The 25184-nt window shown below is 56.8% G+C and carries 25 protein-coding genes; 20 read left to right on the plus strand and 5 right to left on the minus strand.

Annotation, left to right across the window (positions count from 1 at the left end; all coding sequences use genetic code 11):
* The first annotated feature begins 688 nt into the window (after positions 1–688).
* From COL8621_RS00005 to COL8621_RS19060, 7 genes are all read left to right on the plus strand, one after another.
* On the plus strand, positions 689–1156 hold the full coding sequence (locus tag COL8621_RS00005) for a MarR family winged helix-turn-helix transcriptional regulator (protein ID WP_093965013.1): 468 nt from the start codon (positions 689–691) through the stop codon (positions 1154–1156).
* 28 nt (positions 1157–1184) lie between these two features.
* Complete coding sequence (locus tag COL8621_RS00010; RefSeq protein ID WP_093965016.1) at positions 1185–2996, plus strand: feruloyl-CoA synthase; 1812 nt, start codon at positions 1185–1187, stop codon at positions 2994–2996.
* Between the two features lie 12 nt (positions 2997–3008).
* Positions 3009–3881 (plus strand): amidohydrolase family protein, encoded by an 873-nt coding sequence (locus COL8621_RS00015; protein WP_093965018.1) that lies wholly within the window; start codon positions 3009–3011, stop codon positions 3879–3881.
* A gap of 10 nt (positions 3882–3891) precedes the next feature.
* A complete protein-coding gene (locus tag COL8621_RS00020) occupies positions 3892–5493 on the plus strand; it encodes an acyl-CoA dehydrogenase family protein (RefSeq protein ID WP_093965021.1) in 1602 nt (533 codons plus the stop codon).
* An 81-nt stretch (positions 5494–5574) separates the two neighbouring features.
* Positions 5575–6705, plus strand: coding sequence for a capsular polysaccharide export protein, LipB/KpsS family (locus COL8621_RS00025; RefSeq protein WP_093966826.1), 1131 nt, complete (start codon positions 5575–5577; stop codon positions 6703–6705).
* Between the two features lie 70 nt (positions 6706–6775).
* Positions 6776–7798 (plus strand): aspartate-semialdehyde dehydrogenase, encoded by a 1023-nt coding sequence (locus COL8621_RS00030; RefSeq protein WP_093965023.1) that lies wholly within the window; start codon positions 6776–6778, stop codon positions 7796–7798.
* A gap of 760 nt (positions 7799–8558) precedes the next feature.
* Positions 8559–8720: a hypothetical protein gene (locus COL8621_RS19060; RefSeq protein ID WP_176438406.1), complete on the plus strand. Its 162-nt coding sequence runs from the start codon at positions 8559–8561 to the stop codon at positions 8718–8720.
* Between the two features lie 243 nt (positions 8721–8963).
* Here the strand turns inward: COL8621_RS19060 and COL8621_RS00035 are convergent, their stop codons facing one another.
* Entirely contained in the window at positions 8964–9635 is a 672-nt protein-coding gene (locus tag COL8621_RS00035; RefSeq protein ID WP_093965026.1) for a carbonic anhydrase, read from the minus strand.
* 131 nt (positions 9636–9766) lie between these two features.
* On the opposite strand from COL8621_RS00035, the gene COL8621_RS00040 reads away from it, so the two are divergent.
* The 3 genes from COL8621_RS00040 (at position 9767) to COL8621_RS00050 (ending at position 12423) form a co-directional block, all read left to right on the plus strand.
* Positions 9767–10147: a hypothetical protein gene (locus COL8621_RS00040; RefSeq protein ID WP_093965028.1), complete on the plus strand. Its 381-nt coding sequence runs from the start codon at positions 9767–9769 to the stop codon at positions 10145–10147.
* Positions 10148–10210: 63 nt separating this feature from the next.
* Positions 10211–11596, plus strand: a complete 1386-nt coding sequence (locus COL8621_RS00045) for a leucyl aminopeptidase family protein (RefSeq protein ID WP_093965031.1) — start codon at positions 10211–10213, stop codon at positions 11594–11596.
* The gene (locus COL8621_RS00050; RefSeq protein WP_093965033.1) at positions 11596–12423 is read left to right on the plus strand and encodes a C40 family peptidase; all 828 of its coding nucleotides are present in this window, start codon (positions 11596–11598) and stop codon (positions 12421–12423) included. The genes COL8621_RS00045 and COL8621_RS00050 overlap by 1 nt, the downstream gene beginning before the upstream one ends.
* Here COL8621_RS00050 and COL8621_RS00055 read toward each other — a convergent pair.
* Complete coding sequence (locus COL8621_RS00055; protein ID WP_093965035.1) at positions 12420–12764, minus strand: DUF2794 domain-containing protein; 345 nt, start codon at positions 12762–12764, stop codon at positions 12420–12422. The genes COL8621_RS00050 and COL8621_RS00055 overlap by 4 nt on opposite strands.
* 370 nt (positions 12765–13134) lie before the next feature.
* Between COL8621_RS00055 and COL8621_RS00060 the strand changes: the two genes are divergently transcribed.
* Positions 13135–13578: a c-type cytochrome gene (locus COL8621_RS00060; protein WP_176438408.1), complete on the plus strand. Its 444-nt coding sequence runs from the start codon at positions 13135–13137 to the stop codon at positions 13576–13578.
* A 37-nt stretch (positions 13579–13615) separates the two neighbouring features.
* On the opposite strand, the gene COL8621_RS00065 is transcribed toward COL8621_RS00060, so the two are convergent.
* Complete coding sequence (locus COL8621_RS00065; RefSeq protein WP_093965040.1) at positions 13616–14233, minus strand: TetR/AcrR family transcriptional regulator; 618 nt, start codon at positions 14231–14233, stop codon at positions 13616–13618.
* A 445-nt stretch (positions 14234–14678) separates the two neighbouring features.
* Between COL8621_RS00065 and mbfA the strand changes: the two genes are divergently transcribed.
* The 8 genes from mbfA to COL8621_RS00105 are packed head-to-tail and all read left to right on the plus strand — an operon-like array spanning position 14679 to position 21172.
* A complete protein-coding gene (mbfA, locus tag COL8621_RS00070) occupies positions 14679–15656 on the plus strand; it encodes an iron exporter MbfA (RefSeq protein WP_093965043.1) in 978 nt (325 codons plus the stop codon).
* A gap of 45 nt (positions 15657–15701) precedes the next feature.
* Positions 15702–16631 (plus strand): AEC family transporter, encoded by a 930-nt coding sequence (locus COL8621_RS00075; protein WP_093965045.1) that lies wholly within the window; start codon positions 15702–15704, stop codon positions 16629–16631.
* 56 nt (positions 16632–16687) lie between these two features.
* Complete coding sequence (gene fghA, locus COL8621_RS00080) at positions 16688–17521, plus strand: S-formylglutathione hydrolase (protein ID WP_093965048.1); 834 nt, start codon at positions 16688–16690, stop codon at positions 17519–17521.
* Between the two features lie 42 nt (positions 17522–17563).
* Positions 17564–18241, plus strand: a complete 678-nt coding sequence (locus COL8621_RS00085) for a class I SAM-dependent methyltransferase (RefSeq protein WP_093965050.1) — start codon at positions 17564–17566, stop codon at positions 18239–18241.
* A gap of 15 nt (positions 18242–18256) precedes the next feature.
* Positions 18257–18712, plus strand: coding sequence for a YaiI/YqxD family protein (locus tag COL8621_RS00090; RefSeq protein WP_093965052.1), 456 nt, complete (start codon positions 18257–18259; stop codon positions 18710–18712).
* Positions 18709–19332: an HAD family hydrolase gene (locus COL8621_RS00095; protein ID WP_093965054.1), complete on the plus strand. Its 624-nt coding sequence runs from the start codon at positions 18709–18711 to the stop codon at positions 19330–19332. Before COL8621_RS00090 ends, COL8621_RS00095 begins: the two co-directional genes overlap by 4 nt.
* Positions 19329–20249 (plus strand): ornithine cyclodeaminase family protein, encoded by a 921-nt coding sequence (locus COL8621_RS00100; protein ID WP_235823647.1) that lies wholly within the window; start codon positions 19329–19331, stop codon positions 20247–20249. The genes COL8621_RS00095 and COL8621_RS00100 overlap by 4 nt, the downstream gene beginning before the upstream one ends.
* Complete coding sequence (locus COL8621_RS00105) at positions 20246–21172, plus strand: alpha/beta fold hydrolase (protein ID WP_093966828.1); 927 nt, start codon at positions 20246–20248, stop codon at positions 21170–21172. The genes COL8621_RS00100 and COL8621_RS00105 overlap by 4 nt, the downstream gene beginning before the upstream one ends.
* Here the strand turns inward: COL8621_RS00105 and COL8621_RS00110 are convergent.
* Positions 21169–22413 carry an MFS transporter gene (locus COL8621_RS00110; RefSeq protein WP_093965056.1) on the minus strand — a complete coding sequence of 415 codons (1245 nt, stop codon included), beginning with the start codon at positions 22411–22413 and terminating at the stop codon, positions 21169–21171. The two genes, COL8621_RS00105 and COL8621_RS00110, sit on opposite strands and share 4 nt — an antisense overlap.
* Positions 22414–22529: 116 nt before the next feature.
* Here COL8621_RS00110 and zapE point away from each other — a divergent pair, with 116 nt between their 5' ends.
* Positions 22530–23603 carry a cell division protein ZapE gene (gene zapE / locus COL8621_RS00115; protein ID WP_093966829.1) on the plus strand — a complete coding sequence of 358 codons (1074 nt, stop codon included), beginning with the start codon at positions 22530–22532 and terminating at the stop codon, positions 23601–23603.
* 615 nt (positions 23604–24218) lie between these two features.
* On the opposite strand, the gene COL8621_RS00120 is transcribed toward zapE, so the two are convergent.
* Complete coding sequence (locus COL8621_RS00120; RefSeq protein ID WP_093965058.1) at positions 24219–24821, minus strand: response regulator transcription factor; 603 nt, start codon at positions 24819–24821, stop codon at positions 24219–24221.
* Between the last annotated feature and the right edge of the window lie 363 nt (positions 24822–25184).

The following is a 25184-nucleotide window of genomic DNA, read 5'->3' on the forward strand; positions in this document are numbered from 1 at the left end:
TCCATACGTTACTACTTTGAGCAAATTCCCAAAACACTTTGACTGAAGTAAGGCGTCGACGGGACTTTTTGAGGTTAAAACATAGATATCTTCCCGATGAGCGGAAAATTCGCCCCGGACAAAGACTCTTTAGCGAATAGACGCTCTATTTCAACTTTTTCAGCGCAAAACACGCGCCCGTCCACAATCATATCGAAGCATTACCGCAAAAATAGCACCCAATATCAATCGAGTAAACCCAGAGTTGTGGCTGGCGCGTAAAAAAGAAACCACAACCAACGCCTTAACCCCAACAGCACAAACAGCGCACCAAAAAGGCTAACCCACTGTTCCAGAGTCGCTTCTAAAAAAACCGCGCACTCCACGCCCACAGCAAAAAACGCAAAACCCTAAGAATCACGACCCACCAAAACCCAAAAACAACCAACAAACAAAATCACCCAATGGTTGAAAGAAAAAAGGCCGACGCGCGCCAGTCTTTCAGCGTCGCCTTTCTCTCAGGTCGACAGTCACGCCTTCAAAGCAAACAACGATCCGCGCTCCGCATTTTGTCATCCTATGGGAGGGCGAAGCCGGGCGCATGTGGGCGGTGAATTTCCAAATTGACAATAGGTTCGCTTATTTAATAGTTCTGTAACATAACAGTTCGCAGAAGGTGTGAATTCGAGAGGCTAGCAGGAGGACTTTGATGGCAATTTCAGCGTCAAAACCAGCGACCGCACCGCAGATCGACGACACGACCCTTCGTGGCTTCATCGGTTACACGATGAAGCGCGCGTATATGGTTGTGCGCAATGATATGCACCGGGTTCTGGCCGAACATGACTTACGGGTCACAACCTTTTCCGCGCTTTGCATCATCGCCGAGAATAGCGACCTGACGCAGACCCAGCTTGCCGGTGCCCTGAAAATAGAACGTTCCAGCGTTGTGGTTGTCGTGGATGAGCTGGAAGGGCGGGAGTTGATTTCGCGCAATCGCGTGGAAGGTGACCGGCGGACTTATGCGCTGCGGATTACGCTGAAGGGTCGCCGCCTTTTTGAGCGCATCGTCGAAGAGGCAAAACAGCACGAAAATGCTCTGCTGTCGGATCTATCTGACGCAGAACGTGAAACGCTTTTTGGTTTGCTCAAGCGGGTTGAAAACAGCGCGTCATAGGTGGCGAATTTTGGGGGGAGACCAAAGAATGAACCAGATAGATGCCAGCGGCATAGAGCTGCTGCCACATGACGTGCATCAGGAAAGCCGCCCGGATGGGTCAATTCTGCTTCGGTCTACGCATTCTCTTGGGGCGGTCGCGCCGAACACTGGCGCATGGTTGCACCGGTGGGCGAAAGAGGCGCCGGGGCGCGTTGCCATCGCAGAACGTGCGGGTGCGGGCTGGCGGGAACATACCTATAACGAATTGCTAAACATGGTGCGCAACGTTGCTGGCGCGCTTTTGGCGCGGGGCTTGGGCGCGGATAGCCCAATCGTGGTCATGTCCGGCAACGGGGTTGATCATGCGATCCTATCGCTTGCCGCGCAATATGTTGGTGTACCCATCGTCCCCCTTGCAGAGCAGTATTCGCTGATTCCCGAAGCCCACGGGCGGCTGATCTATGTGCTTGAAAAGGTGAAGCCCGCGATGGCGTTTGTTTCGGACGCGGCGCAGTATGCCTCTGCGCTGTCACTGCCACAGCTTGAAGGGGTGGAACTGGTCGCGGTCAAAACAGATGGCGCGCCTGTGCCAGTGACCGCATTTGCCGATTTGCTGGGCCACGGACAGGGGGGTGTCGACGACGCCCACGCCAAAGTCGGGCCAGATACGCTGGCTAAGATTTTGTTCACTTCGGGGTCGTCCTCGGACCCAAAGGGGGTTCTGACGACGCACCGCATGATGTGTGCCAACCAAACGCAGATCTCTGACGCGCTGCGGTTCTTGAAGGCGCGGCCACCCCGTATTCTGGACTGGCTGCCATGGAACCATGTGTTCGGCGGAAGCCACAACTTCAACATGATGCTCGCCAATGGCGGCAGCCTTTATATCGACAACGGAAAGCCCACCAAAGCTGGCTTCGAAGACACCCTTCGCAACATCAAAGAGCATCCGGGAACCTTGGCGTTCAACGTGCCCGTGGGCTATGCGATGCTTGTCAACGCGATGGAGCGTGACCCGGCCCTGCGACGCGCCTATTTCAAAGAACTTGACCTTATCTTTTACGCGGGCGCGTCCCTGCCGCAGGATGTGTGGGAAAGTCTGGAACGTTTCGCGATGGAAGAACGGGGCAGCCTGCCTCTGATGGCGTCCAGCTGGGGCATGACCGAAACCGCGCCCGCCACGATTATGGTCCATGAACCTATCGGGCGGTCAGGTGTGATCGGTGTTCCGTTGCCGGGGGCAGAGGTCAAGCTGTTGCCCGATGATGAAATGCGCTGTGAATTGCGGGTCAAAGGGCCGAACATCATGCGCGGCTATTTCAACGATCCGGCGAAAACCGCCGAAGCGTTTGATGACGAGGGGTTCCTGGTAACCGGCGATGCCGTGCGCTTTGTCGACGATGCGGATCCATCGCGCGGGTTGGTGTTTGACGGGCGTGTCTCTGAAGATTTCAAGTTGTTGACCGGAACATGGGTGCAGGCAGGCGTCTTGCGTCTGGATGCGCTTAAGGCGCTTGCCGGTTTGGTGCAGGACGTTGTGATCTGCGGCCATGATCGTGATCAGATTGGCCTGTTCATCTTTCCGCTTCCGGGGGCGGTGTCTGACACCTCTGCCGGGGCGGTCATTGATCCGGCGCTTAGCGCCCAGATCGAAGAGCGCCTGCGCGACATGGCCAAAACCGCAACCGGGTCTGCCAAGCGCATTAACCGCGCAATTATCCTGTCAGAGCCGCCGCAGTTGAAGGACCACGAGATCACCGACAAGGGCAGCCTGAACATCCGCAAAATCCTGACACGCCGCGCCGATCTGTTGGAACGGCTTTATGACAACGAAGACCCGGCCCTGATCCGGGTTTGATGGAGGTACGACATGGTAGATTTTTCCAAAGTACGCGCGATTGATTTCCACACCCACGCAGAAGAGCCGTGTGGCTGCCATGCCGATGATGGCTATGACGATCTGCAAAGCACGATGGCCAAGTATTTCGGCGCGCCGTGGTCCCATCCGCCAACGATTCCGGAAACCGCTGCGCATTACCGGGAAAAGAACATCGCCGCCGTGATCTTTCCCGTCGATGCCGAGCGTGAAACCGGTTATCGCCGCTATAAGAACGAAGAAGTCGCCGAACTGTGTGCCGAAAACTCTGACATTCTGATCCCCTTTGCCTCCATCGATCCGCATAAGGGTAAGATGGGCGCACGCGAGGCACGGAACCTTGTCGAAAACTACGGCGTTCAGGGGTTCAAATTTCACCCAACGATGCAAGGTTTTTACCCTAATGACCGGGCCGCTTATACTTTGTACGAGGCGATAGCCGAAACGGGCAAACCGGCGCTGTTTCACACAGGGCAAACTGGCGTGGGCAGCGGCATGCCGGGCGGCAATGGGATGCGGCTTAAATATTCCAACCCGATGTATATCGACGATGTGGCGGTGGATTTCCCGGATATGCCGATCATCCTCGCCCACCCATCCTTCCCGTGGCAGGAAGAGGCGCTTTCCGTCGCGCAGCACAAGCCCAACGTTTACATCGACCTGTCGGGCTGGTCGCCGAAGTACTTCCCACCAATTCTGGTGAAATACGCAAACACCCTGCTGAAGAAAAAGATGCTGTTCGGGTCCGATTGGCCGATGATCGCACCGGAAAAATGGCTGGACGCGTTCGATCAAGCCGATTTCCGCGACGAGGTGCGCCCGCTGATCCTCAAGGAAAACGCGATGCGGTTGTTGCAGTCTATCTAAGGGGGCCGCGATGACGCAGTTCAACGCACCGGTGAAAGATATCCTATTTTCACTGGAACATGTCGCGTGCGCTGGTGACCTTCCCGATTGGGACGGGGAACTGGCGGGCGAGATCGTGCAGCATTTTACCAGTTTCGCAGAAGCTGAAATCGCGCCCACAGACGCCGCAGGCGACGCACAGGGATGCCGCATTGAAAATGGGCGGGTCCGCATGCCCGATGGCTTTGGCGCGGCCTATCGCCAGTTGGCTGATCAAGGCTGGCAGGGTCTATGCGCGCCTGAGGAACACGGCGGCCAAGGCATGAACAGCGCCGTCGGCGCCGCAGTAAGCGAGGTGTTTTCGGGCGCGAACCATTCGCTGCAGATGGTCACCGGCCTTGTGCCCGGCGCGGTCCGCACGTTGTTGGATTTCGGCGATGCGGCGCAGCAGGCGCATTATATCCCACTGCTGACAAGTGGCGCGTGGCTGTCCACCATGTGCCTAACGGAATCGGGTGCCGGGTCTGACCTGTCGGCGATCCGCACTAGGGCGGTGGATGGCCCTGACGGCTGGCGCGTCGAGGGGGAAAAGATATTTATCTCTGGCGGGGATCAGGATCTGAGCGACGGTATCCTGCACCTTGTTCTTGCACGGACGGGCGATGCCGGTTCCGGCGTCAGGGGGTTAAGCCTGTTCCTGTGCCCGTCCCAGTCCGAGGGCGGGGATCGCAACGCCATTACCGTTGAACGTATCGAAGAAAAGATGGGGCTCCATGCGTCGCCCACCTGTCAAGTCGTGTTCAGCAACGCCAAGGCAGAGCTGTTGGGCGAACTGGGCTGCGGGCTGAAGGCGATGTTCACAATGATGAACCATGCCCGGCTTGATGTGGCTTTGCAGGGGGTCGCGCACGCGGCGCGCGCGACCGAAATTTCGCGCAGCTACGCGGCTGAGCGGGTACAGGGCCGGGGCGCCGATGGGGCGTCGGTAACGATCGACAAACACCCCGCCGTTGCGAGGATGATTGACGAGCAGGACGCCTTGACGCTGGGCGCGCGTGCGCTGTGCCATATTGCCCTCGTGGCGCTTGAAAAAGGTGACGATGTTGCGCTGGTCGATTTCCTGACGCCTATCTGCAAAGCCTTTGCCACGGATGCGGGCATTCGCGCGGCGGATTCCGCAATTCAGGTGTTGGGCGGTTATGGCTATCTGACCGAATACTGTGCGGACCAAAACTATCGCGATGCGCGGATCACAGCGATCTATGAAGGCACAAACGAAATTCACGCTATCACGCTGGCATCGCGGCTGTTGCGGCACAATGGCGGCGCTGCGGCTGACGCGTTTGAACGTTTCGTGGAAACCGAAGCCGCGCAGGGCGACGCTGCTTTGACTGCATGTTTGCCAAATTGGAAACGCGCGCGGGAAGTGGTTGTGGCGTCAGAGGCTCCGGCGGCGTTAGCTGATGACTTTATGAAGCTTACCAGCCAGGTCGCCTATCTGACCGCGTGGTCGCGCATCGGGCGGGCGGCTGAAAAGTCGGATGACCCGCAGCGCCTGAAACAGTTGCATAAGCATGTGAGCCGCCAAAGTTCTGCGATGGTGCACTACCACTTTGAACTGATCGCTGGCTGATCTGTTGGTGATGTGCTTTGAAACCCGTGCGCGCCGCCGTTAGGGTGGCGCGGGTTGGACACATCGATTTCGGATTTTGCCATGATTGCCTACGTCGCCGGATGGACGCGAAAGAAAGACAGCGTGTTCAAAGCGCTGGCCGCTGCGGTGGGTGGGGCCGTGCGCCTGCCGTTTATCGGTCTGTCGTTCCGCCCTTTTCCGGAAAGCAAAGAGCGGGCCGAAGCCGCGCTTGCCGTGGCCAAACGCAAACCGAAAAGTGCGCTTGGCGGCGCTGCGAAATACCGGTTGATCTGGGCGCAGTATAACTGGGCGCGACGCTATTTCACCAAGCACCCCAAGCGGGTCGCAGTGTGTTGGAACGGTATAACCGGATCGCGCCGGGCGTTCATGGATGGCGCGAAAGACGCGGGCGCGAAAAGGCTGTTTGTTGAACTGGCCCCTTTTCCGGGGCGCGTGACCATCGACCCCGCCGGCGTCAACGCCTTGAACAGCGTGCCGCGCGCCCCTGAATTCTTTTTGAAATGGTCCGCGGGCAATCCAGATCGGACAGGCGAAGGTTGGCGGGCGCTTGGGGCAAACCTGACTGCACGTGCCTCGCGCCGTGCAGATGTGGGGCAGGGCGATGGCGCAACCTTGTCGGATGCTGGTCAATTCCTGTTCTGCCCGCTTCAGGTGCCCAACGACAGTCAGATCACCCTTTTCGCCGATTGGGTCGAAACTGTTGACGGTATGTTGGCCGCGCTGGCCGATGCCGCCGACGCCCTGCCTGAGGGTTGGCATATTCGCGTGAAAGAACACCCCTCGGCCAAAAGTTCGCTGGCAGAGCCGTTGGCTGCGGCAGTCGAACGCGCGAAGGGCCGCATTGTGATCGATAACCAAACCGACACGTTCGCGCAGGTCGCCGCGTCGGGTGGGGTGATCACCATCAACTCTTCTGTCGGGTTGCAGGCGTTCTTTTACGACAAGCCGGTCATTACTTTGGGCAAGGCGTTTTTCGCCATTCCCGGTCTGGTGACAACCGCCGCCGGGCTTTCAGAGCTTCGCGATGTTTTGTCAGGCGCGAACACGCTTGGCTTTGATGCGCCGTTGCGGGCGGCCTTCATGAACTACCTTGATCAGGAATATTACCAGATTGCGGAACCCGGGCCCGATGGCAGCGTCACGCTTGACCCAAAAGCCATAAAGCACAAGTTGATTGCCGCAGAAGGGTGAGACCCCTTTCGCCCGTTTCCCCTTTAGGTTAAAGCTCCGCGCCGAGTCATAAGACCTTAGGAGAGCCAACATGGGCTACAAAATCGCCGTTGTCGGCGCCACGGGTAACGTGGGCCGCGAAATGCTGAACATTCTGGCTGAGCGCCAGTTCCCAGTTGATGAGATCGTTGCACTTGCATCGCGTCGCTCGCTGGGCACCGAAATCAGCTTTGGCGATACCACCCTTAAGACCCAGGATCTGGAGCAGTTCGACTTCGCCGGTTGGGATATGGCGCTGTTTGCCATCGGTTCCGATGCCACGAAGACCTATGCACCCAAAGCTGCCGCTGCGGGCTGTGTGGTGATCGATAACTCTTCGCTCTACCGCTATGATCCGCTGGTGCCGTTGATCGTGCCAGAGGTGAACCCTGACGCGATCATGGATTATTCCAAGAAAAACATCATCGCGAACCCCAACTGCTCGACCGCGCAGATGGTTGTTGCGCTGAAGCCGTTGCATGACCGCGCAAAGATCAAGCGGGTTGTTGTCAGCACCTATCAGTCCGTGTCCGGTTCGGGCAAAGACGCGATTGACGAACTGTGGAACCAGACCAAGGGCATGTATGTACCGGGCCAAGAGGTTGAGCCGTCTGTTTACCCCAAGCAGATCGCGTTTAACGTGATTCCACACATCGACGTTTTCTTGGACGATGGTTCGACCAAAGAAGAATGGAAGATGGTCGCGGAAACCAAAAAGATCGTCGACCCGTCGATCAAAGTCACGGCGACCTGTGTGCGCGTGCCGGTTTTTGTCGGCCACTCGGAAGCGATCAACATCGAGTTCGAAGAGTTCCTGGACGAAGACGAAGCTCGTGACATCCTGCGCGAGGCACCGGGCATCATGGTTGTCGATAAGCGCGAAGACGGTGGTTACATCACCCCGATTGAATCGGTCGGTGAGTTCGCGACTTACATCAGCCGCATCCGTCAGGATTCGACAATCGACAACGGCATCAATCTGTGGTGCGTGTCCGACAACCTGCGCAAAGGCGCCGCGTTGAACGCCGTGCAAATCGCAGAGCTGCTGGGCCAGCGTGTGCTGAAAAAAGGCTAATCGCCTGAAACGCTCCTGCCCCATGCATTGGGGCAGGGGCATTGCCTGAATGTTGACTGCTCATTCAGGGATTCGCGGGCCGCGATGTTAATTCGGCCGCCGCATCGCAGTTTTTCGGGGTGGGGAAATGAACGCCTACCGCGCCGCATCTTCAAGAAAATTTCTTTAATTTGAAATAGATGGTCCTTAACCGACCAATTTTTCAGCGTTTGCAGGGGCGGCGGCGATAAAATCTGTGAAAACTGTTGCAACTATAACGTGTGCGGTGCGATAGTTAGCAGACGCTTCTTTGGTAACGATTAGAATCTGTTGAACTTTTGTTGGGTTGGCGATGCAACTTTCAAGCATGCCGCCTGAACGCAGGAAAACCAGATGCCGACTAAGAACTCTAGCCCGCTCACACGTTCTGAATTGTCCGATATATTTGCGAGTGATCTTGGCTATGCCGTGGATAGCGCCAAGCAGAACTCCCGGCAACGCGGCCCTTTTGCCTTGGCGCGCGCGCTTTTTTTCGGTTCTTGCTCCGCGCATGCGGCAGGTGGCGGGGCTAAGCGCGGGCGCGTTTCAAACAAGCACGGTTAAGATTCGGTCAACTTGTCGGTGCTACTGAAGAGGCCTGAATACCGGTTTCAAAGCAGCCATAGTTCTTATTTTCAGTGAATATTGATAAATACTATCGTTAAAAGTGTGTGATTAGTAATAATTCCTCTTCCAGTTGATAAAAAAGTATGTAGGCTGGTTACAAATAGGAGGACTAGCCATGACACTCACAGGATCTCAGCTAATCGAAAAAGCCCGCTCTCGCCGCCGCATGGCGCTTGCGACAAGGGCGAACATGAACGTTGTTGAACGTATCGAAGTTCACCTTGGCGAAAGCAATGGCGGCCCATTCTTCATCACTCGCGACAACGTCCGCTGCTAAACCCAAACAGGCAGCAGTGATCCGATGGCGGCGAAAGTGTGCCGTAAAGGCACACGTCACCGCGCCCGGGTCGGCCGACAAAGTTGTCTAGCCGCGTGTTCAACCGGTCGGTCTAACTTTGATATGTGCGGAGCAAACGCGCAGGCGCTTCATGATCGCAAGCTGGTTCAATTGCAGTGTGCATACTTGAACCAGCTGCAAGCGGCCCAAGCCGCGCAAGCGCGCGACTGGGCAAGTCTTTCATCAAACTGGGACGAATTTGTCTTCTTTGGGATCGAAGAATTCCAAGTCCCCGGCGCCAATATCAAGCCACGCGCCATGCAGTGACAGCGTCTCGTCTGCGACTGCCTTTTGGACGAACGGGAACGACATCAGGTTCGTCATCGACACCAACACCGCTTCTTTTTCCAGCGACTGAAGGCGTTCTTGTTCGTCTTCGATTCCCGATAGCTTCTCATAGCTAGGGCGCAGGATATCCATCCAGCGACCGACGAAGCTGGTCTTTTCTTCCAATTCTGGCGCGGTTCCGGCGCACATATCGTGGCAACCTTTAACGCCGCCGCAACTGGAATGACCAAGCACCACCAGATTCGCGACCTTAAGCGACGTCACCGCATATTCCACTGCTGCGGATGTACCGTGGTGGTCACTGTCGGGCGCGTAAGGGGGCACCAGATTCGCGATGTTCCGGTGAATAAAGAATTCGCCCTGATCTGCTCCGAAGATGGATGTGACATGCACGCGGCTGTCACAGCATGAAATCACCATCGCCCGGGGGCGCTGCCCTTCGTCGGCAAGGCGGCGATACCACACTTTGTTTTCAGAATAGGTTGTCGCCTTCCACCCCTGGTAACGCTGGACCAGAAAGGCGGGAAGCGGGCGAAGGAAATCATTGGAAGGTGTATCTTTGCTCATGAATCAAATCTCTAGAACGCATTTGCAAGAAATTCGAGAGATTTCTTCCTGCTATCGCAACCATTTCTTGAGGCTACCGCGCGACCTTGTCCCCGCTGTGGTGGCAAAAGTAGCGGTGCGGAGGGTGCCTGATGACTGTGATAACGAAACTTTGGCAGGACGAGGCGTTGCGGATGGACCCGGAACGCTTGGCGGCAATATATGTTGATATGGGCGAAGCGCGGGCGCAGGTCGCCGTTTCCCGTGCGATGGAAGATTTGGCGATAACCCTGGAACGCATAAAGGGGCTCGCACGCGTAGGCCGATTGGCCGATCTGGCAGAAAAGGCCCTGCGCGTCCGCGATATCGCCGAACCACTGGGCCTTTCTAGCCTGTCGAAAGCGGCCGCCAATCTGGCAGAAGTCGGCGGCACCAAGAATCCGGTCGCTTTGGCGGCAACGTTGGCGCGATTGGAACGGGTTGCCAACCGTTCCCTTAAGATGGTGTGGGACCTGCAGGATCTTTCGGGCTGAACCTTCTTGCAGGCAGGGGCAATACGTCTAGTCTTGCGCTGTTGATCCCTGCCGGAGAGTTTGATGCGACTGACCTTTGCCCCAAAAGATGCGACGACCATACCGGTTCATGTGGTCGAGGAATCGGCCTGTGCCGCGTGGCTTGAAACTTGCACGCCGGAACATGCGGCTTGGCTTGCAGCCACCGGATTTGGCGGTCGCTTGGGCGAGGTCCAGTTGTTGCCGGGCGCGAAGGGTGCCTTGGCTGGTGCCGTTGTGGGTTACGGAAACGCGTCAGCACGCGCGCGTGGCCGTTTTCATCTGGCAAAGGCGGCTGAAAGTTTGCCTGCGGGTAACTACCACCTTGAAACCTCGCTAGAGGGCGATGCCTTGGCTGAGGAACTGCTTGGCTGGCTGCTGTCGGGTTATCGGTTTGACCGATACAAGGCCCAAAAGGCGCAGGGCGCGCTGCTTAAGGCGCCGGAAGGTGTCGATGCTGCCCGGCTGGAAGCAATCGCCAATGGCGAGGCGTTGACCCGCGATCTGATCAACACGCCGGCCGCAGACATGGGGCCAGAGGCGCTGGAAGATGCGATGTTCCGTCTGGCCGCGGAACACGGGGCCACCATCGACGCGGTGCGTGGCGATGATTTGTTGTCGCAAAACTTCCCCATGATCCACGCGGTTGGCCGCGCGGCGGCGCAGGCGCCACGGTTGCTGGACATGCGCTGGGGCAGCGCCGGGCCGCGCCTCACGCTGGTGGGTAAGGGGGTTTGCTTTGACACGGGCGGGCTGAACCTGAAACCGGGCGCATCGATGGGCTTGATGAAAAAAGATATGGGCGGCGCGGCAACCGTGCTGGGCCTTGCGCATATGATCATGGCTTTGGGCGTTCCGTTGCAGTTGCGCGTGCTTGTGCCAGCTGTCGAAAACTCAGTTTCGGGCGGGGCGTTCCGGCCGCAGGATATCCTGACCTCCCGCAAGGGGCTTACGGTTGAGATTAACAACACGGATGCCGAAGGGCGTTTGGTGCTGGCCGATGCGCTGACCTTAGCGGATGAAGAGGAAAGTGACTGCATCATCTCGATGGCGACGCTGACGGGCGCTGCGCGGGTGGCGGTCGGGCCGGACATCGCGCCGTTTTATACCGGGTCCGAAACGGCGGCTGGCGCACTTGCCGCTGCAGCCGTCAAAGTGGGCGACCCGGTGTGGCGCATGCCGTTTCACGAACCCTATGAAAAGATGATCGAACCCGGAATCGCCGATCTGGATAACGCCCCGGCGGGCGGCTTTGCGGGGTCGATCACGGCTGCGCTGTTCCTGCGCCGTTTCGTGGATTCAGCACCGACCTATCTGCATTTCGACATCTATGGCTGGCAACCCACCGCAGCCCCGGCCCGGCCGAAAGGCGGCGCAGGACAGGGCGCGCGCGCGTTGCTAGACGCTTTGCCAGCAATGTTGGGCCTGTGATGGACAAGCGCCTGACGCCTGCTAACGCACGGGTTGCGGCGTTGTCCTTGCAGGGCAAGGTCGATGCCGAAACCTTCACCGCGGGCGAAAGGCGGCAAATCGGCATGTCCATCGCCAACCTGTGGGCCACGCCCGAAAGGCAAAAGCGCGAGCGTCAGCTTTTATACGGCGAGCATGTCACCGTGTTCGAAGAATTGAACGGCGTCGCCTTTGTTCAGGCCGCACGGGACGGTTATGTTGGCTATGTTGATGCGATTACCCTGACTGATGCCGCCGACATGACCCACCGAGTCGCGGTACCTGCGACGCATCTGTATCGCCGTCCTGACATGAAGCAGATCGAACATTCTTGGCTGTCATTCGGCGCGCGTGTTCGGATCGTTTCGGCGGACGGGGCGTTTTTCGAAACGGATCAGGGGTTGTTTATTCCCAAACCGCATGTGCGCCCGATCAATGCGCCATTTGCAGATACCGTCACCGTTGCGCAGATGCATTTTGGCGTGCCCTACCTTTGGGGCGGCAACAGCGCCCAAGGGATTGATTGTTCGGGATTGGTGCAGGCGTCTCTGCTTGCCGGGAACATCCCTTGCCCAGGTGACAGTGACCTGCAAGAGAAGGCGTTGGGCAGCCCGCTTGAACCGGGCACACCGGCAGAACGCGGGGATCTTTTCTTTTGGAAAGGTCATGTTGCGCTGGCGGTGGATGGTGACACGCTGATTCACGCCAATGCGTATCATATGGCTGTGGCCTATGAACCGATTGCAGGGGCTGTGGCGCGGATCGAAGAACAGGGCGGCGGCCCCGTCACGGCGCACAAACGGCTTTAATCAACCGACCGGATAAGCTTTTTCTCAAGAACGCGCAGCACGGTCTTCAGGTCGTGCCCGCGTTTCAGAATTTGGCCATCCATACCGATAACCGCGTACAGCCCCTGTTTCTGACGCAGCTTGGGCCGCTTTTCGATGCGATAAAGTGGGTTTTCAGCCGTGCGCCGAAATACGGAAAAGACGGCAACCTCGCGCAATGCGGAAATGCCATAGTCGCGCCATTCGCCCGCGGCGACCATCCGGCCATAGAGCGATAGGATTACGCCCAACTCCTTTCGGTCAAAGCTGACCTGCTCTGGAATACGGGGGGCGGGAAAGGGCGTCGGTGATTGGATCGTCATTCTGAAAAACTGGACCTGATCGCGCAGCAAATCAAGCTTTGCCCTGATTTTGCCCGTAAAAGACCCGCTCTTTCCCCCGAATCGAACCTTTGATTGCCTGTATTGAGTGCAAAAAAGGTTTCATAGCAAAGATCGCTAACCCCGGTGTCGCAGATTATCAGCCCCCACCCAGCCTGCGACGCCGGGGCCTCCCCCCCACCTCAAATTTCTAAACAGGTTCATTCCTCCGGTTCATCGGCGGATTTATGTTCATATTTTGTTCTGAGATGGCGAAACTTTGCCAATTGGGCCGCGTGAGCGCCGCGAGGGGACTCGAAACCCGATGCGCGCATCATCTAATATAAGCAATGTCCAACGACGGAGAGAAAGAATGAACCCCCTTGGAAAGATGGCTGCTCTTGCGCTGATCCTTGGTGTAAGCGCGGCGGTCGCGCACAGTAAGGTCCAGAACGAAGCGGTTAAGGCGCGCATGGAGTCGATGTCTGCCATTGGCAGCAGCATGAAGGCGCTTGGGAAGATGGCTAAGGGGGAGGCCAATTTCGATGCCGGTCGGGCCGAATTGGCTGTCGCCACGATCGTCGAACAAGCCGAGGCTGTTCCGGCCTTGTTCAAAGCACCGGAAACCGACCCAGAGACAGAGGCCAAACCCGAAATCTGGTCCAACTGGGATGATTTCGTCGCTAAGTCGGAAGCGCTGGTTGGGGTCGCACAGTCTGTCGACACAAACTCGCTTACAGGTGTGCAGGCGGGTTTGGGCAAAATCGGTGGCACGTGTAAGGCCTGCCATTCCGATTACCGCATCTCTAAAAAGTAACGATTTGCGTCCGTGAAGGCAGAAACCTGCGCGCGGCTTATGCGCCGTAGCGCGCCATGAACATATCGACCGCGCCGCGAATGACGCGGTTCTTTTCATCTTCGCTAAATTCAAGCTTCACGCCGAAGATCACCTTCGGGAACAGGTCGACCTTGCATAGTTCAACGAACTGGTGCGCGGCGAAGGGGATATCTTCGATCACCAGATCACCGCGATCGACGGCTTTGGTCAGATAGTCGGCGACTTTTCTACAGGCGTTTTCTGGCCCGGATTCATAGAACAGCTGACCAAGTTCGGGAAACCGATCAGATTCTGCGACCGACACGCGGAAGACGCTTTTGCCGAAATCGGACAAAAAGAATTTCACCAGATGTTCGGCTGCCATTTGCAGAACGACGGGCACCGGTGCCTCGAAATCAATAAGGCTTAGCGCGGCTTCTGACTGCTGTTCACACCCTGCCTTGACGACTTCCATGAACAGAAGGCGCTTGTCGGGGAAATAGCTGTAAAGCGTAGCTTTAGAGACACAAGCAGCGCGTGCAATGTCATCGACGCTGGCACCTTCGAAACCGTCTTGCATGAATACAAGCCGGGCGCCCTCAAGCACCTGATCGAATTTTCGCCCCTTTTTGATTCCGTCGGTGACGGCGTTCATTGCGCGCCCTTTCTTTTTCTCAATCTTAAACCATTCAGTTCAGTTCGAGCAAGGCGCAGTTGGAGCAACCGCATTGAGGGCACCGTGTATCGGCCTATTGGGCTGTGCAAACGATGTCCTTTGCGTCAGCTGGGTTAAAACAAGCTTGCCCCGATACAGTTGGCTCTGGCTGGGGGAAAGTCAGGGTTGGCAGGTCAAAAGAGTAACCACCGGCCATTGCGGGGGCTGCTATAACAGCGAAAGCTGCGGCGAGAAGAGCGTTACGAGTTTTCATTGGTCCATTCCGTTTCTGAACTACTTGGTTCAGTTTTTAAATAAACCGTTCAGTTTAGTTTGCAAGCATAAACTGAACCGTACAGTTCACAAAATGGTGCGACATATTTACGGTGTTGAATGTGGGTGCTGCAGGCTTAACTTAGAATTATTCTAAACTGAGGGGCAGAATATGATTCCCGGATTTTCACAACGGCGTCGGTTTTCCGACCTAAGCGAACAGGAAGTGCTGGCTCTTTCGATCTCTTCTGAAGAAGACGACGCGCGCATTTACCGATCCTACGCTGAACAACTGCGGGCCGAGTTTCCGGACAGCGCCAAGGTGTTCGATGGCATGGCAGCCGAAGAAGACGAACACCGGCGCCGACTGATAGAGCTGCACGAGGCGCGGTTCGGCCCCGTTATTCCGCTTATCCGTCGCGAACATGTTTCGGGTTTTTACGCCCGGCGTCCGATTTGGTTGGTGCAAAACCTTGGGCTTGAACGCATTCGCGAAGAGGCCGAAGTGATGGAGCGTGACGCACAACGCTTTTACGAACTTGCCGCTGCGAACAGTAGCGATGCGGCAACGCGTAAGTTGTTGGGGGATCTTGCCGCAGCCGAGGCTGGCCATTCCGAAACCGCCGACACGCTGATCGATACGCATCTTCATGGCGAAGCCCGCGATCGGGAAGAACTGACCGCCCACCGCAAATTTGTGCTGACCTGGGTTCAACCGGGGCTGGCGGGGTTGATGGACGGTTCTGTTTCGACCCTTGCGCCGATCTTTGCCACGGCCTTCGCGACACAAGATACTTGGACGACATTCCTTGTCGGCCTTGCCGCGTCCATCGGTGCGGGTATCTCTATGGGCTTTACCGAAGCGGCGTCGGATGACGGTGAAATTTCGGGGCGCGGTTCCCCGCTGAAACGTGGCGTCGCGTCGGGTGTGATGACCACCATCGGCGGGTTGGGGCACGCACTTCCCTATCTGATTCCGCATTTCTGGACAGCAACCGTGATCGCCATGGTCGTGGTGTTCGTCGAACTGTGGGCAATTGCGTGGATCCAAAAGAAATACATGAACACGCCGTTCCTGCGCGCCGCATTCCAAGTGGTGCTGGGCGGCGCGCTGGTGTTCGCGGCAGGGGTATTAATCGGGAGCGGTTAGCGGCCGGGCATTCCCCTAGCGTGCTTGTCATGCTAGGCGGTTTTCATGCTGGCTGTTCTGTTTCAGACCCTTCCCTTCTTTGCGCTGATCGGCCTTGGTTACTGGGCTGGTCGCACACGCTTTTTCACGGAAGAGGCGACAGCCTATCTTACCAAGTTCGTCTTCTATTTCGCGCTGTCCGCAATGCTGTTCCGGTTCTCGGCGAACTTGTCGTTTGCAGAGGTGATGGATTGGCGCTTTGTCGGGGCCTACCTGCTTGGCACCAGCGTGGTCTACATCATCGCCACAACCGTTGCCCTGCTGCGTCGCCGGGGCGTTGAAGAAGCCGCCGTAGAGGCGCAGTGCGCTGTGATCGGCAACGTTGGCTTTCTTGGTGTTCCGATGCTGGTGCTGCTTTTGGGCGAGGCCGCGATTGGCCCGGTGATGCTGGTTCTTGCGGTGGACTTGATCGTGTTTGGCAGCTTGATTGTGATCCTGATCACAGGCTCACGCGATGGGCGGATGAGCATGGGTATTTTCCGCACCGTGGGCGCTGGGCTGATCCGCAACCCGATGATCGTGTCCATTTCCCTTGGGCTTGCATGGTCAGCCGCCGAGTTGCCCATTCCCGAGCCGATGAACCAATTCCTCAGCCTTCTTGGTGCCGCTGCAACACCGGGTGCGTTATTCGCGATTGGCGCATCTCTGGCGTCCAAATCAGCAGAGCGGTTGGCCGTTTCAGGATGGCTTTCATTCGCCAAGCTCATTCTGCACCCCGGCGCGGTTGCCATTTCGGCGTTTATTCTGTTCCCGGTGGAGCCTTACGCCGCCGGCGTGATGATTGCGGCGGCGGCGTTGCCGGTGGCGGGGAATGTTTACATCTTGGCCCAACACTACGGCGTTGCGCCGCACCGGGTGTCGGCCTCGATCCTGATCTCTACCGCGCTTAGTATCTTCACGCTTTCGGCTGTCATCGCTTGGGTTTCCAATGTCTGACTCTTGCCCGAAAGCGTGGGCCGCGTTACGCCAAGGTAAGCCATGGAGGGCAAAACATGTTTGAGACTGTTTCGGAAAATCGGTGCTTTGGCGGCGTTCAAGGCGTTTACACGCATGATTCAGACGCATGTGCCTGTGATATGACCTTTGGTTTGTTCCTGCCCGAAGAGGCCGAAGATGGCCCCGTTCCGGTGTTGTGGTACCTATCGGGCCTGACATGCACCCATGAAAACGCGATGACAAAGGCGGGCGCGCAGCTTTGGGCGGCGGAACACGGTATCGCTGTGGTCTTTCCAGACACCTCGCCTCGCGGCGAAGGCGTGGCCAATGACGACGCGTATGACCTTGGCCAAGGCGCGGGTTTCTATGTGAACGCAACGCAGCAGCCTTGGGCCCCGCATTTCCAGATGTGGGATTACGTGGCGGACGAACTGCCGCGCCTGCTGCTTAACAACTTCGCCATCGATGAAGAGCGTCAGGCGATTACCGGGCATTCGATGGGTGGCCATGGCGCGCTGACTTTGGCGATGAACCTGCCGGGCCGCTTTGCGTCTGTTTCCGCCTTTTCGCCAATTGCGAACCCGACGAAATCGGACTGGGGCCGCAAGCAACTGTCGGCCTATCTGGGTGATGATGAGGCCGCTTGGCAACGCCATGATGCATCGCTTCTGGTGAAGAATGTTGGTTTTGACGGGCCAATGCTGATCGACCAAGGCAGCAATGATCAGTTCCTTGATCTGCTGAAACCCGAAGCTCTTTCCGCCGCCATCGCCGAAGCACGTCAGCCTGCTGCTTTCCGGATGCAAAAGGGCTATGATCACAGCTACTTCTTCGTTGCGTCTTTCATGGAAGAACACATCGGCTTTCATGCGGAAGCACTGTATCGCTAACCCCGGCTTGGGTGACCTGACTTACTTAATAAAGGCTTGAACATGCACGAATACCGCAGCTTGCAGGAAATCTTCCTATCCAACGGTGGACGGGTCGTTCACAAATGGCTGCACTATTTCGACATCTACGAACGCCACTTTTCGCGGTTTGTTGGCAAGTCTCCAACGATGCTTGAAATCGGCGTGTTTCGCGGTGGTTCCCTTAAGATGTGGCAAGAGTATTTTGGGCCGGGCACGCGGATCGTGGGCTTGGATATCGACCCTAAATGCGCCCAATACGGCGAAGACGATATCGAAGTAGTCATCGGTTCGCAGGATGATCCGGCCCTTTTGGATGATGTCCTGTCGCGATACGATTTTGACATCGTTCTGGATGACGGCAGCCATCTGATGAAGCATTTGAACGCCTCTTTCGATCTGATCTATGATCGCATGTCGCCGACGGGTGTCTATATGGCCGAGGATCTTCACACCTGTTACCTGCCCCGGTTCGGCGGTGGCGCTAAGCGCGCGGGGACATTCATGGAAACCGTCAAAGACAAAATTGACGACCTACACGCGACCTATTCCTCTGGGGTCGAGGTTTCCGAATTCACCCGTTCGACCGCTTCGATCAACGTGTACGATTCAATCGTCGTTTTTGAGAAGAAGCCGCAAGGGGCGCGGTCCCACATCAAAACGGGATCGATGGAATTGCTGCCATCAGATTTTGCGCGATAACGAAAAGGCACGTCCGTGATTTATGTCGATGCAGATGCATGCCCCGTAAAGGCAGAGGTTGAACGGGTCGCCGACCGCCACAAGGTCAAGGTTTTCATGGTCGCAAACGGCGGCCTGCGTCCATCGCCTAATCCGTTGGTGGAGATGGTGTATGTCCCCGACGGGCCCGACGTTGCCGACATGTGGATCGCCGAACGCGCGACCAAAGGCGACGTGGTCATAACCGGCGACATCCCCCTTGCTGCCAAATGTGTCGAAGCAGGGTCCCGCGTTCTGCGCCACAACGGCGAGGCGTTTACGCCCGGCAATATCGGCAATCTGCTTGCCACACGTGATTTGATGGCCGACTTGCGCGCCGCGGACCCGTTCCGCCAAGGCGGCGGGCGCCCGTTTTCAAAAGCAGATCGTTCGCGGTTTCTTGACGCGTTGGAACGTGCGCTGCAAGCCGCGCGGAAAGAAGGTAACGCATGACCCCAGAAGCCGTCATATTCGACATCGGAAACGTGCTGATCGAATGGCAGCCGGAACGCTATTATGACCGCGTTGTCGGGGAAGCCCGGCGCAAGGAAATGTTCGCAGCCGTTGACCTGCATGGCATGAATGACCGCGTGGACCGGGGCGAGGATTTTACCGCGACCATCTATGAAACCGCCGAAGCCTATCCCGAATTCCGCGATGAAATTCGGATGTGGCACGATGATTGGATTGAGCTGGCCAAGCCGATTATTCCGCATTCAGTCCATCTGTTGAAAACGCTTCAGGCCAAAGGCGTGCCCGTATTTTCGCTGACAAACTTTGGTATCGGCAGCTTTGAATATGCCGTGCCGTTTTACCCGTTCCTGCGTGACTTTGACCGGTCCTATATCTCGGGCCACATGGGGGTGATCAAACCTGACACCCGCATATACGAGATGGTCGAACAAGACTGCGGCATCGCGCCAGAACGTCTTTTGTTTACCGATGATCGCATCGATAACATCAACGCCGCGAAAGCGCGCGGTTGGCAGGCGCACCTGTTTGAAGGGCCGCAGGGCTGGGCCGAGCGGTTGGTAAACGCAGGCCTGCTGACGGAGGCCGAGGCGACGCCGTGAACGTGGAATTCATCCCCTTTGATGCCTGCGATCCACTGTTGGATTGGAACGCCCTGACCGACGCCCTGACCGCCGGTCATTCCATGCCAAGGGCAGAGGTTGACGATACATTTCTTTACCGCGATCCCGATACGCTGCTTTCGCGCGCTGCGTGGATTGATGGCATGGGCGCGGCGGTTAAAACGGCCACGATTTTTCCGGGCAATCCCGCGAATGACAAACCTGCCGTCAACGGCGCGGTCAGCCTGTTTTCGGATGTGGACGGAACGCTGGAAGCGATCGTTGACTTCCATCTGGTGACCAAGTGGAAAACGGCAGGCGACAGCCTTTTGGCGGCGAAGCAACTGGCGCGCCCGGATAGTAAGGTCATTTTGATCGTGGGTGCGGGGACCGTTGGGCACTCGCTCTACAAAGCCTATTCCAGCGCGTTTCCAGATGCCGAGTTTCTGATTTGGAACCGCAGCTTGGGCAGTGCTGCGCGGATGGCAGAGGTTTATTCCAACGTCTCTATCGCGCCTGATTTGGCCTCGGCGGTGCGCAGTTCAGACATCGTGACCTCGGCTACGATGACGCAATCGCCGCTGATCAAAGGGGAATGGTTGCGTCCGGGGCAGCACATTGACCTGATCGGGGCCTATCGGTCTGACATGCGCGAAGCTGACGATGACGCGCTTAGATGTTCCCGCATTTTTGTGGACAGCCGCGCCACGACGCTGGATCATATCGGCGAGTTGAAAGAGCCCTTGGCAAATGGGGTCATCACCCGCGACGACATTGTCGCCGACTTCTATGACCTGACGAACGGTTCATTTGCGCGGCGGTCCGACGATGAAATCACACTTTTCAAAAATGGCGGTGGGGCGCATCTGGACCTGATGGTCAGCCGCTATATCCTAGAGGCATGGCGCAACCGATGATGTGGACTTCGATCATAATTCTGGGCGTTGCTCTTGCCTATGCGCTGCCCGAACTGTTGCGCAAGCCGATGAACACCAATGCGCGCCGGGCCGTAAAAGGGAAGTTCGCAAACCTACCCAGCGGCAAAACCCATTACAGTTGGGAAGGGCCTAAGAAAGGCCCGGTGGCCGTCTGTGTTCACGGGCTGACAACGGGTAGCTATGTCTGGCTGGCAGTGCAAAAAATCCTGAACATGATGGGTTATCGGGTGCTTCGCTATGACCTGTATGGCCGTGGCATGTCGGACCGGCCCGAAGGCCATCAGGACCGCGCGTTTTTCCTTAGACAACTAGAGGAGCTGTTGGCCGACCAAGGCGTCGAAGGTGACTTTAGTCTGTTCGGCTATTCCATGGGTGGCAGTATCGCGACGGCCTACGCCGCCCAAAACCCTGACCGTGTCGATCGGCTTGTGTTGCTTGCGACCGCGGGGTTGGGCCATACGCCCAGCCCGTTTTTTCGGTTCTGCACCCGCACGCCTTTCGTGGGCGACCTGTTCATGCGCTTGTTCGGTGCAATGTTTTTGCGGCGGGCGTTGCGCGCAGCGCCGGTGGGGGAAATCGACGGGATTGCGAAACGCCAAGCCGCAGAAACGCGATATCGTGGGTATCTTCCTGCGGTGCTTTCCAGCCTGCGCAATATGCTTGCCGATGACCTGTCAGCAGAGCACCGGATAATCGCTGAAAATAACATTCCGGTGTTGGCGATCTGGGGGGATGCTGATGCCGCGATCCCAATGACCGCCGTCGGGCGGTTGGCGCAAATCAACCGCGAGGCGCGCCAAGTGACCCTGCTGGGGGCCACTCACGCGCTGCCTTATTCGCATTCTGCCGACATCCACGCCGCGATGCAGGACTTCCTAAGGGAATTCGTGCGCGATTACTAAGCTGCGGCCGAGCGGACGACTGTGCGCTCTTTGATGGGAAGGTGGACGATGGCAGAGAACGCGCCAATACCAACGCCGATCCACCACACCAACGTGTAGTTGCCGTATAGGTCATACAGGCGCCCACCCAGCCAAACGCCCATGAACGAACCGACTTGGTGCGAGAAGAACACGATGCCGTAAAGCGTTCCCATGTACCGAAGCCCGTACAGATGTGCGACCAACCCAGATGTCAGCGGCACGGTGGCCAACCACAATGTGCCCATGACGACAGAAAACAGAAGCACGCTTGTGGGCGTAATCGGTAGCATGATGAACAGGCCAGCCGCGATGGTGCGGCCAAGATAGATCAGTGCCAGCAGGTACTTCTTGGAATACTTCTTCCCCAGCCAGCCGGACGCGATGGAGCCCACGATATTGGCCAACCCGATAAGCGAGATCGAAAGCGCACCAAGCGCTGAAGTGGACGAAACCCCAATCGCCGCCAACGTGCCCGAAGGGTCGATCGCCCCGCACATTTCAGTCACGAACGCAGGGAAGTGCGCGGTGATAAAGCCAAGCTGATAGCCGCAGGAAAAGAAGCCCAGAAAGATCAGCGTGAAAGACGGATCGCGAAAGGCACGCATCAGGATTTCGCCCATGCTTTCCTGCAGCTCTTCACGGGTTGCGACCTTGGGGGAGCGCATCATTGGCAGGGCAAACAGGGTCAGCAGGATCACGGCGGCGAAGATCATAAAGACTTCTTGCCAGCCCATCATGCCAAGCAGCCATTCCGCGGCCGGGGCCCCAAACACCTGCCCGGCAGACCCCGCAGCGGTCGCGATCCCCAGCGAGAGGGAGCGATTTTCATCGCTCGATGCGCGACCGACGACCGCAAGGATGACACCAAAGCCGGTTCCTGCGATTCCGAATCCAACTAATATTTCAAGAAGTTGGTGTTGTCCGGGCGTCACCGCATAGGACGAAAGCAAAAGACCCGCCGCATAGGTCAGCGCGCCTAGAAAAATGGCCCTGCGATCCCCAAAACGTTCGGCAATCGCGCCAAAGATCGGCTGCCCGATGCCCCATGCTAGGTTCTGAATCGCAATCGCAAATGAAAAGTCCGCGCGCATCCATCCGAATTCGTCCGCGATGGGAATTTGGAACACGCCAAAGCTTGCCCGAATGGCAAAGCCGATCATGATGATCAAGCAACCAGAGATCAAAACCGGGGTCAGTAGTGGCGTGCGTGTCGTATTCATTTTGCGGCTCCTGCAACCGGGCCAAGTTGCTGGAGCTTTCAGGCATGGTCAATCCAATTTAATTCATGGCGCGCATCATCTTTTCTTATGCGTCGGACAGGCCTATTGGTGGAAAAATGTATGATACTTTGCGCGAAAAATACGACCAGCTTGTAAGCAGTGGCGCGTTGCACGCCGATCCCGGCCAGATGGCGATGCTTGATCCGCTGGAAACTGTCCGCCGCGGGCTTGAATCGGCAGCTTCGGAAAAGCGCGGCTTTTCCTTTTTGCGCAAAAAGCCAACCCCGGTTCCTGGCCTCTATATCTGGGGCGGCGTTGGGCGCGGTAAATCCATGTTGATGGATTTCTTCTTTGACAATGTGGCGATTCCCGAAAAGCGGCGCGTGCATTTCCATGCGTTCATGCAAGAGGTCCACGCCGAGCTGCACAAAATGCGGAAAACCGGTGCCGACGACGCGTTGAAAAAGGTTGGCGGGGCTATCGGTGCCGAATTGCGGTTGCTGTGTTTTGACGAAATGCAGGTGACCGATATCACCGATGCGATGATCGTTGGGCGGTTGTTCGACCTGTTGTTCGATGCTGGTGTGACGGTGGTAACCACGTCAAACCGCGTGCCTGACGATTTGTACAAAGATGGGCTTCAGCGGGATCGGTTCTTGCCGTTTATTGAGGTGCTGAAGCAGAAATTAGCGGTGCATCACCTCGCCTCGCCCAATGATTACCGGCAAAACAGGCTGTCAGGTGCAGAGGTGTATTTCACACCCGCGGATGCCGCGTCTCGCGAAGCGATGGAAGAAATCTGGCGCGATTTCTCTGATGGTAAGGGTGGCCCGCTATCCCTGACGGTTCAGGGCCGCACGGTGGAAGTGCCGCAGTTCCACAACGGGGTCGCCCGCGCGACGTTTTGGGACCTTTGCGCAAAGCCGCTTGGCCCGGCGGATTATCTGGCGCTTTCCAATGCCGTGCGGGTGCTGATCCTTGAAGATATTCCGCGCCTGTCGCGTTCAAATTTCAACGAGGCAAAGCGCTTTGTTACGCTGATTGACGCGCTATACGAGGCGAAGGTGCGATTGATTTGTTCGGCGGCCGCATTGCCAGAAATGCTGTATGTCGAAGGCTCAGGCGCGTTTGAGTTCGAGCGTACAGCAAGCCGTTTGCGCGAAATGCAGGATGCCGATTGGGGCAAATAAAAAGCCCCCCGTCAGACGGGGGGCGTACTAGTTAATTTTACAGGGATGCACCCTACCGAAACGGACGGAGAAAATTTCCGTTAAGCAAGTCCCGTGTGTGGAGTGGTTGGAGTTGCTAAGACTCGCGATATCTGGGTGAGGATAGCGCAAATCGATTGCCCGCTGGCGGTAAACAGCGCGGCAATGTTCCGGCAGGGTGATCCTGAGTGACGCGATGGCATTGCGTCGGAGGTGTAGGGGACCTTTCTCTTTACGTGGAAAGCACTGGTACGATTTATTGAGTCCCGAAAGTGTGGGGTCGTAAGCCATCTCTGACCGCTCCCAACCAGAAGGTTGGTGTGGGGAAGTCGGGTTGGGAAATTGTCAGAGACAAACATCAAACTACCTTTTCACTTTCTGCATCCACTATCACCCAAACGGTTTTTGAAGTCAGCAAAACGAAGGAATAGTTCGTAAAAGCAAAGGCTTACCGATGCGGCGCGAAGGGATGTCGAAACTATACGAAATGATAGGGTTCGATGTTTCCACAAACGAAAGCCGCGCCGTTCGCCCCTGTTCAGGGGGATAGGCGCGGCTTTATAGTGTTTGGGAAAGGGTCGGCCAGTTGATGGCGCGTCAGACCAAGTTCTGGTCCCGCGCGATCATCGCTGCATGCGTGCGGTTGCGGGCCGCAAGCTTTCTGCAGAGTGTCTTTACATGAAGTTTCACAGTCACTTCCTGCAAGTCATAGTCGATTGCGATTTCTTTGTTGGATTTGCCTTCGCAAATGCCACGCAGCACTTCTGATTCACGCTTGGTAAGTTGCGTGCGTCCGGGCGCGCTCTCCTGTTGCATGAAGTTGACGGGAGCGTAGATCTCTCCCTCTGCCATGAAGCGCGCGGCCGTCACCATTGATCGTGAGCCAAGCGTTTTGGGGACAAAGCCAGCAGCGCCCGCTTTGATTGCGGCTTCTGCGACGTCACGGGATGCAGTTCCCGACAATAGGGCGACAGGGCGCTTTTCGTTGGCTTCCATCATGCGGCTTAGCCCGTCTAGGCCATTCATTCCCGGCATGTTGTAATCAAGAAGGACCAAATCAAAGCTGCCGGTTGATTGTGTTTGTTCTATCGCTTCGTCCAGCGTTGCGGCTGTCAATACTTCGACGACCCCTTCGTTGGTTAAAAATGCGGCGATTGTCTCGCGGACCAGATCATGGTCGTCGGCTACTAGAATACGCATGCTATCACTACTTCCGGATGTACTAATTCAACCATAGTCTGGCTTTGATTGTTTGTGAATGTGTTCTGCGCAATTCTTATCAAACCTTTAATTTCAGGTGGCATCGCTACCCTCTCGTAAACTCTTCTTTTGAGGCGGGTTCCGCCCTAAAATCTGAGTATATTATTACCAAAGCACTACTTGTACTCTGGCGAAGGTATCGAAGGGGCGTTCTTCAGAGACATCAACATATCCAAAAGGATAGCCATGTATCCGTCTGCTTTGATGAACCAGCCCCATAAGTATGGCACAAGTCTCTGGCGGGGCAATAGCGGCCCCAATGATGGAGTGACAAGAAATGGCGATACATGCACGGGTAATGTT

The sequence above is a fragment of the Actibacterium lipolyticum genome, from assembly GCF_900184935.1.
Classification (GTDB): Bacteria; Pseudomonadota; Alphaproteobacteria; order Rhodobacterales; family Rhodobacteraceae; genus Actibacterium_A; species Actibacterium_A lipolyticum.

Bases quoted from the DNA above. Each gene is read 5' to 3' on its own strand.
- COL8621_RS00005 (WP_093965013.1), top strand. From the start codon at position 689: ATGGCAATTTCAGCGTCAAAACCAGCGACCGCACCGCAGATCGACGAC.
- COL8621_RS00010 (WP_093965016.1), top strand. From the start codon at position 1,185: ATGAACCAGATAGATGCCAGCGGCATAGAGCTGCTGCCACATGACGTG.
- COL8621_RS00015 (WP_093965018.1), top strand. From the start codon at position 3,009: ATGGTAGATTTTTCCAAAGTACGCGCGATTGATTTCCACACCCACGCA.
- COL8621_RS00020 (WP_093965021.1), top strand. From the start codon at position 3,892: ATGACGCAGTTCAACGCACCGGTGAAAGATATCCTATTTTCACTGGAA.
- COL8621_RS00025 (WP_093966826.1), top strand. From the start codon at position 5,575: ATGATTGCCTACGTCGCCGGATGGACGCGAAAGAAAGACAGCGTGTTC.
- COL8621_RS00030 (WP_093965023.1), top strand. From the start codon at position 6,776: ATGGGCTACAAAATCGCCGTTGTCGGCGCCACGGGTAACGTGGGCCGC.
- COL8621_RS19060 (WP_176438406.1), top strand. From the start codon at position 8,559: ATGACACTCACAGGATCTCAGCTAATCGAAAAAGCCCGCTCTCGCCGC.
- COL8621_RS00035 (WP_093965026.1), bottom strand. From the start codon at position 9,635: ATGAGCAAAGATACACCTTCCAATGATTTCCTTCGCCCGCTTCCCGCC.
- COL8621_RS00040 (WP_093965028.1), top strand. From the start codon at position 9,767: ATGACTGTGATAACGAAACTTTGGCAGGACGAGGCGTTGCGGATGGAC.
- COL8621_RS00045 (WP_093965031.1), top strand. From the start codon at position 10,211: ATGCGACTGACCTTTGCCCCAAAAGATGCGACGACCATACCGGTTCAT.
- COL8621_RS00050 (WP_093965033.1), top strand. From the start codon at position 11,596: ATGGACAAGCGCCTGACGCCTGCTAACGCACGGGTTGCGGCGTTGTCC.
- COL8621_RS00055 (WP_093965035.1), bottom strand. From the start codon at position 12,764: ATGACGATCCAATCACCGACGCCCTTTCCCGCCCCCCGTATTCCAGAG.
- COL8621_RS00060 (WP_176438408.1), top strand. From the start codon at position 13,135: ATGAACCCCCTTGGAAAGATGGCTGCTCTTGCGCTGATCCTTGGTGTA.
- COL8621_RS00065 (WP_093965040.1), bottom strand. From the start codon at position 14,233: ATGAACGCCGTCACCGACGGAATCAAAAAGGGGCGAAAATTCGATCAG.
- mbfA (WP_093965043.1), top strand. From the start codon at position 14,679: ATGATTCCCGGATTTTCACAACGGCGTCGGTTTTCCGACCTAAGCGAA.
- COL8621_RS00075 (WP_093965045.1), top strand. From the start codon at position 15,702: ATGCTGGCTGTTCTGTTTCAGACCCTTCCCTTCTTTGCGCTGATCGGC.
- fghA (WP_093965048.1), top strand. From the start codon at position 16,688: ATGTTTGAGACTGTTTCGGAAAATCGGTGCTTTGGCGGCGTTCAAGGC.
- COL8621_RS00085 (WP_093965050.1), top strand. From the start codon at position 17,564: ATGCACGAATACCGCAGCTTGCAGGAAATCTTCCTATCCAACGGTGGA.
- COL8621_RS00095 (WP_093965054.1), top strand. From the start codon at position 18,709: ATGACCCCAGAAGCCGTCATATTCGACATCGGAAACGTGCTGATCGAA.
- COL8621_RS00105 (WP_093966828.1), top strand. From the start codon at position 20,246: ATGATGTGGACTTCGATCATAATTCTGGGCGTTGCTCTTGCCTATGCG.
- COL8621_RS00110 (WP_093965056.1), bottom strand. From the start codon at position 22,413: ATGAATACGACACGCACGCCACTACTGACCCCGGTTTTGATCTCTGGT.
- zapE (WP_093966829.1), top strand. From the start codon at position 22,530: ATGTATGATACTTTGCGCGAAAAATACGACCAGCTTGTAAGCAGTGGC.
- COL8621_RS00120 (WP_093965058.1), bottom strand. From the start codon at position 24,821: ATGCGTATTCTAGTAGCCGACGACCATGATCTGGTCCGCGAGACAATC.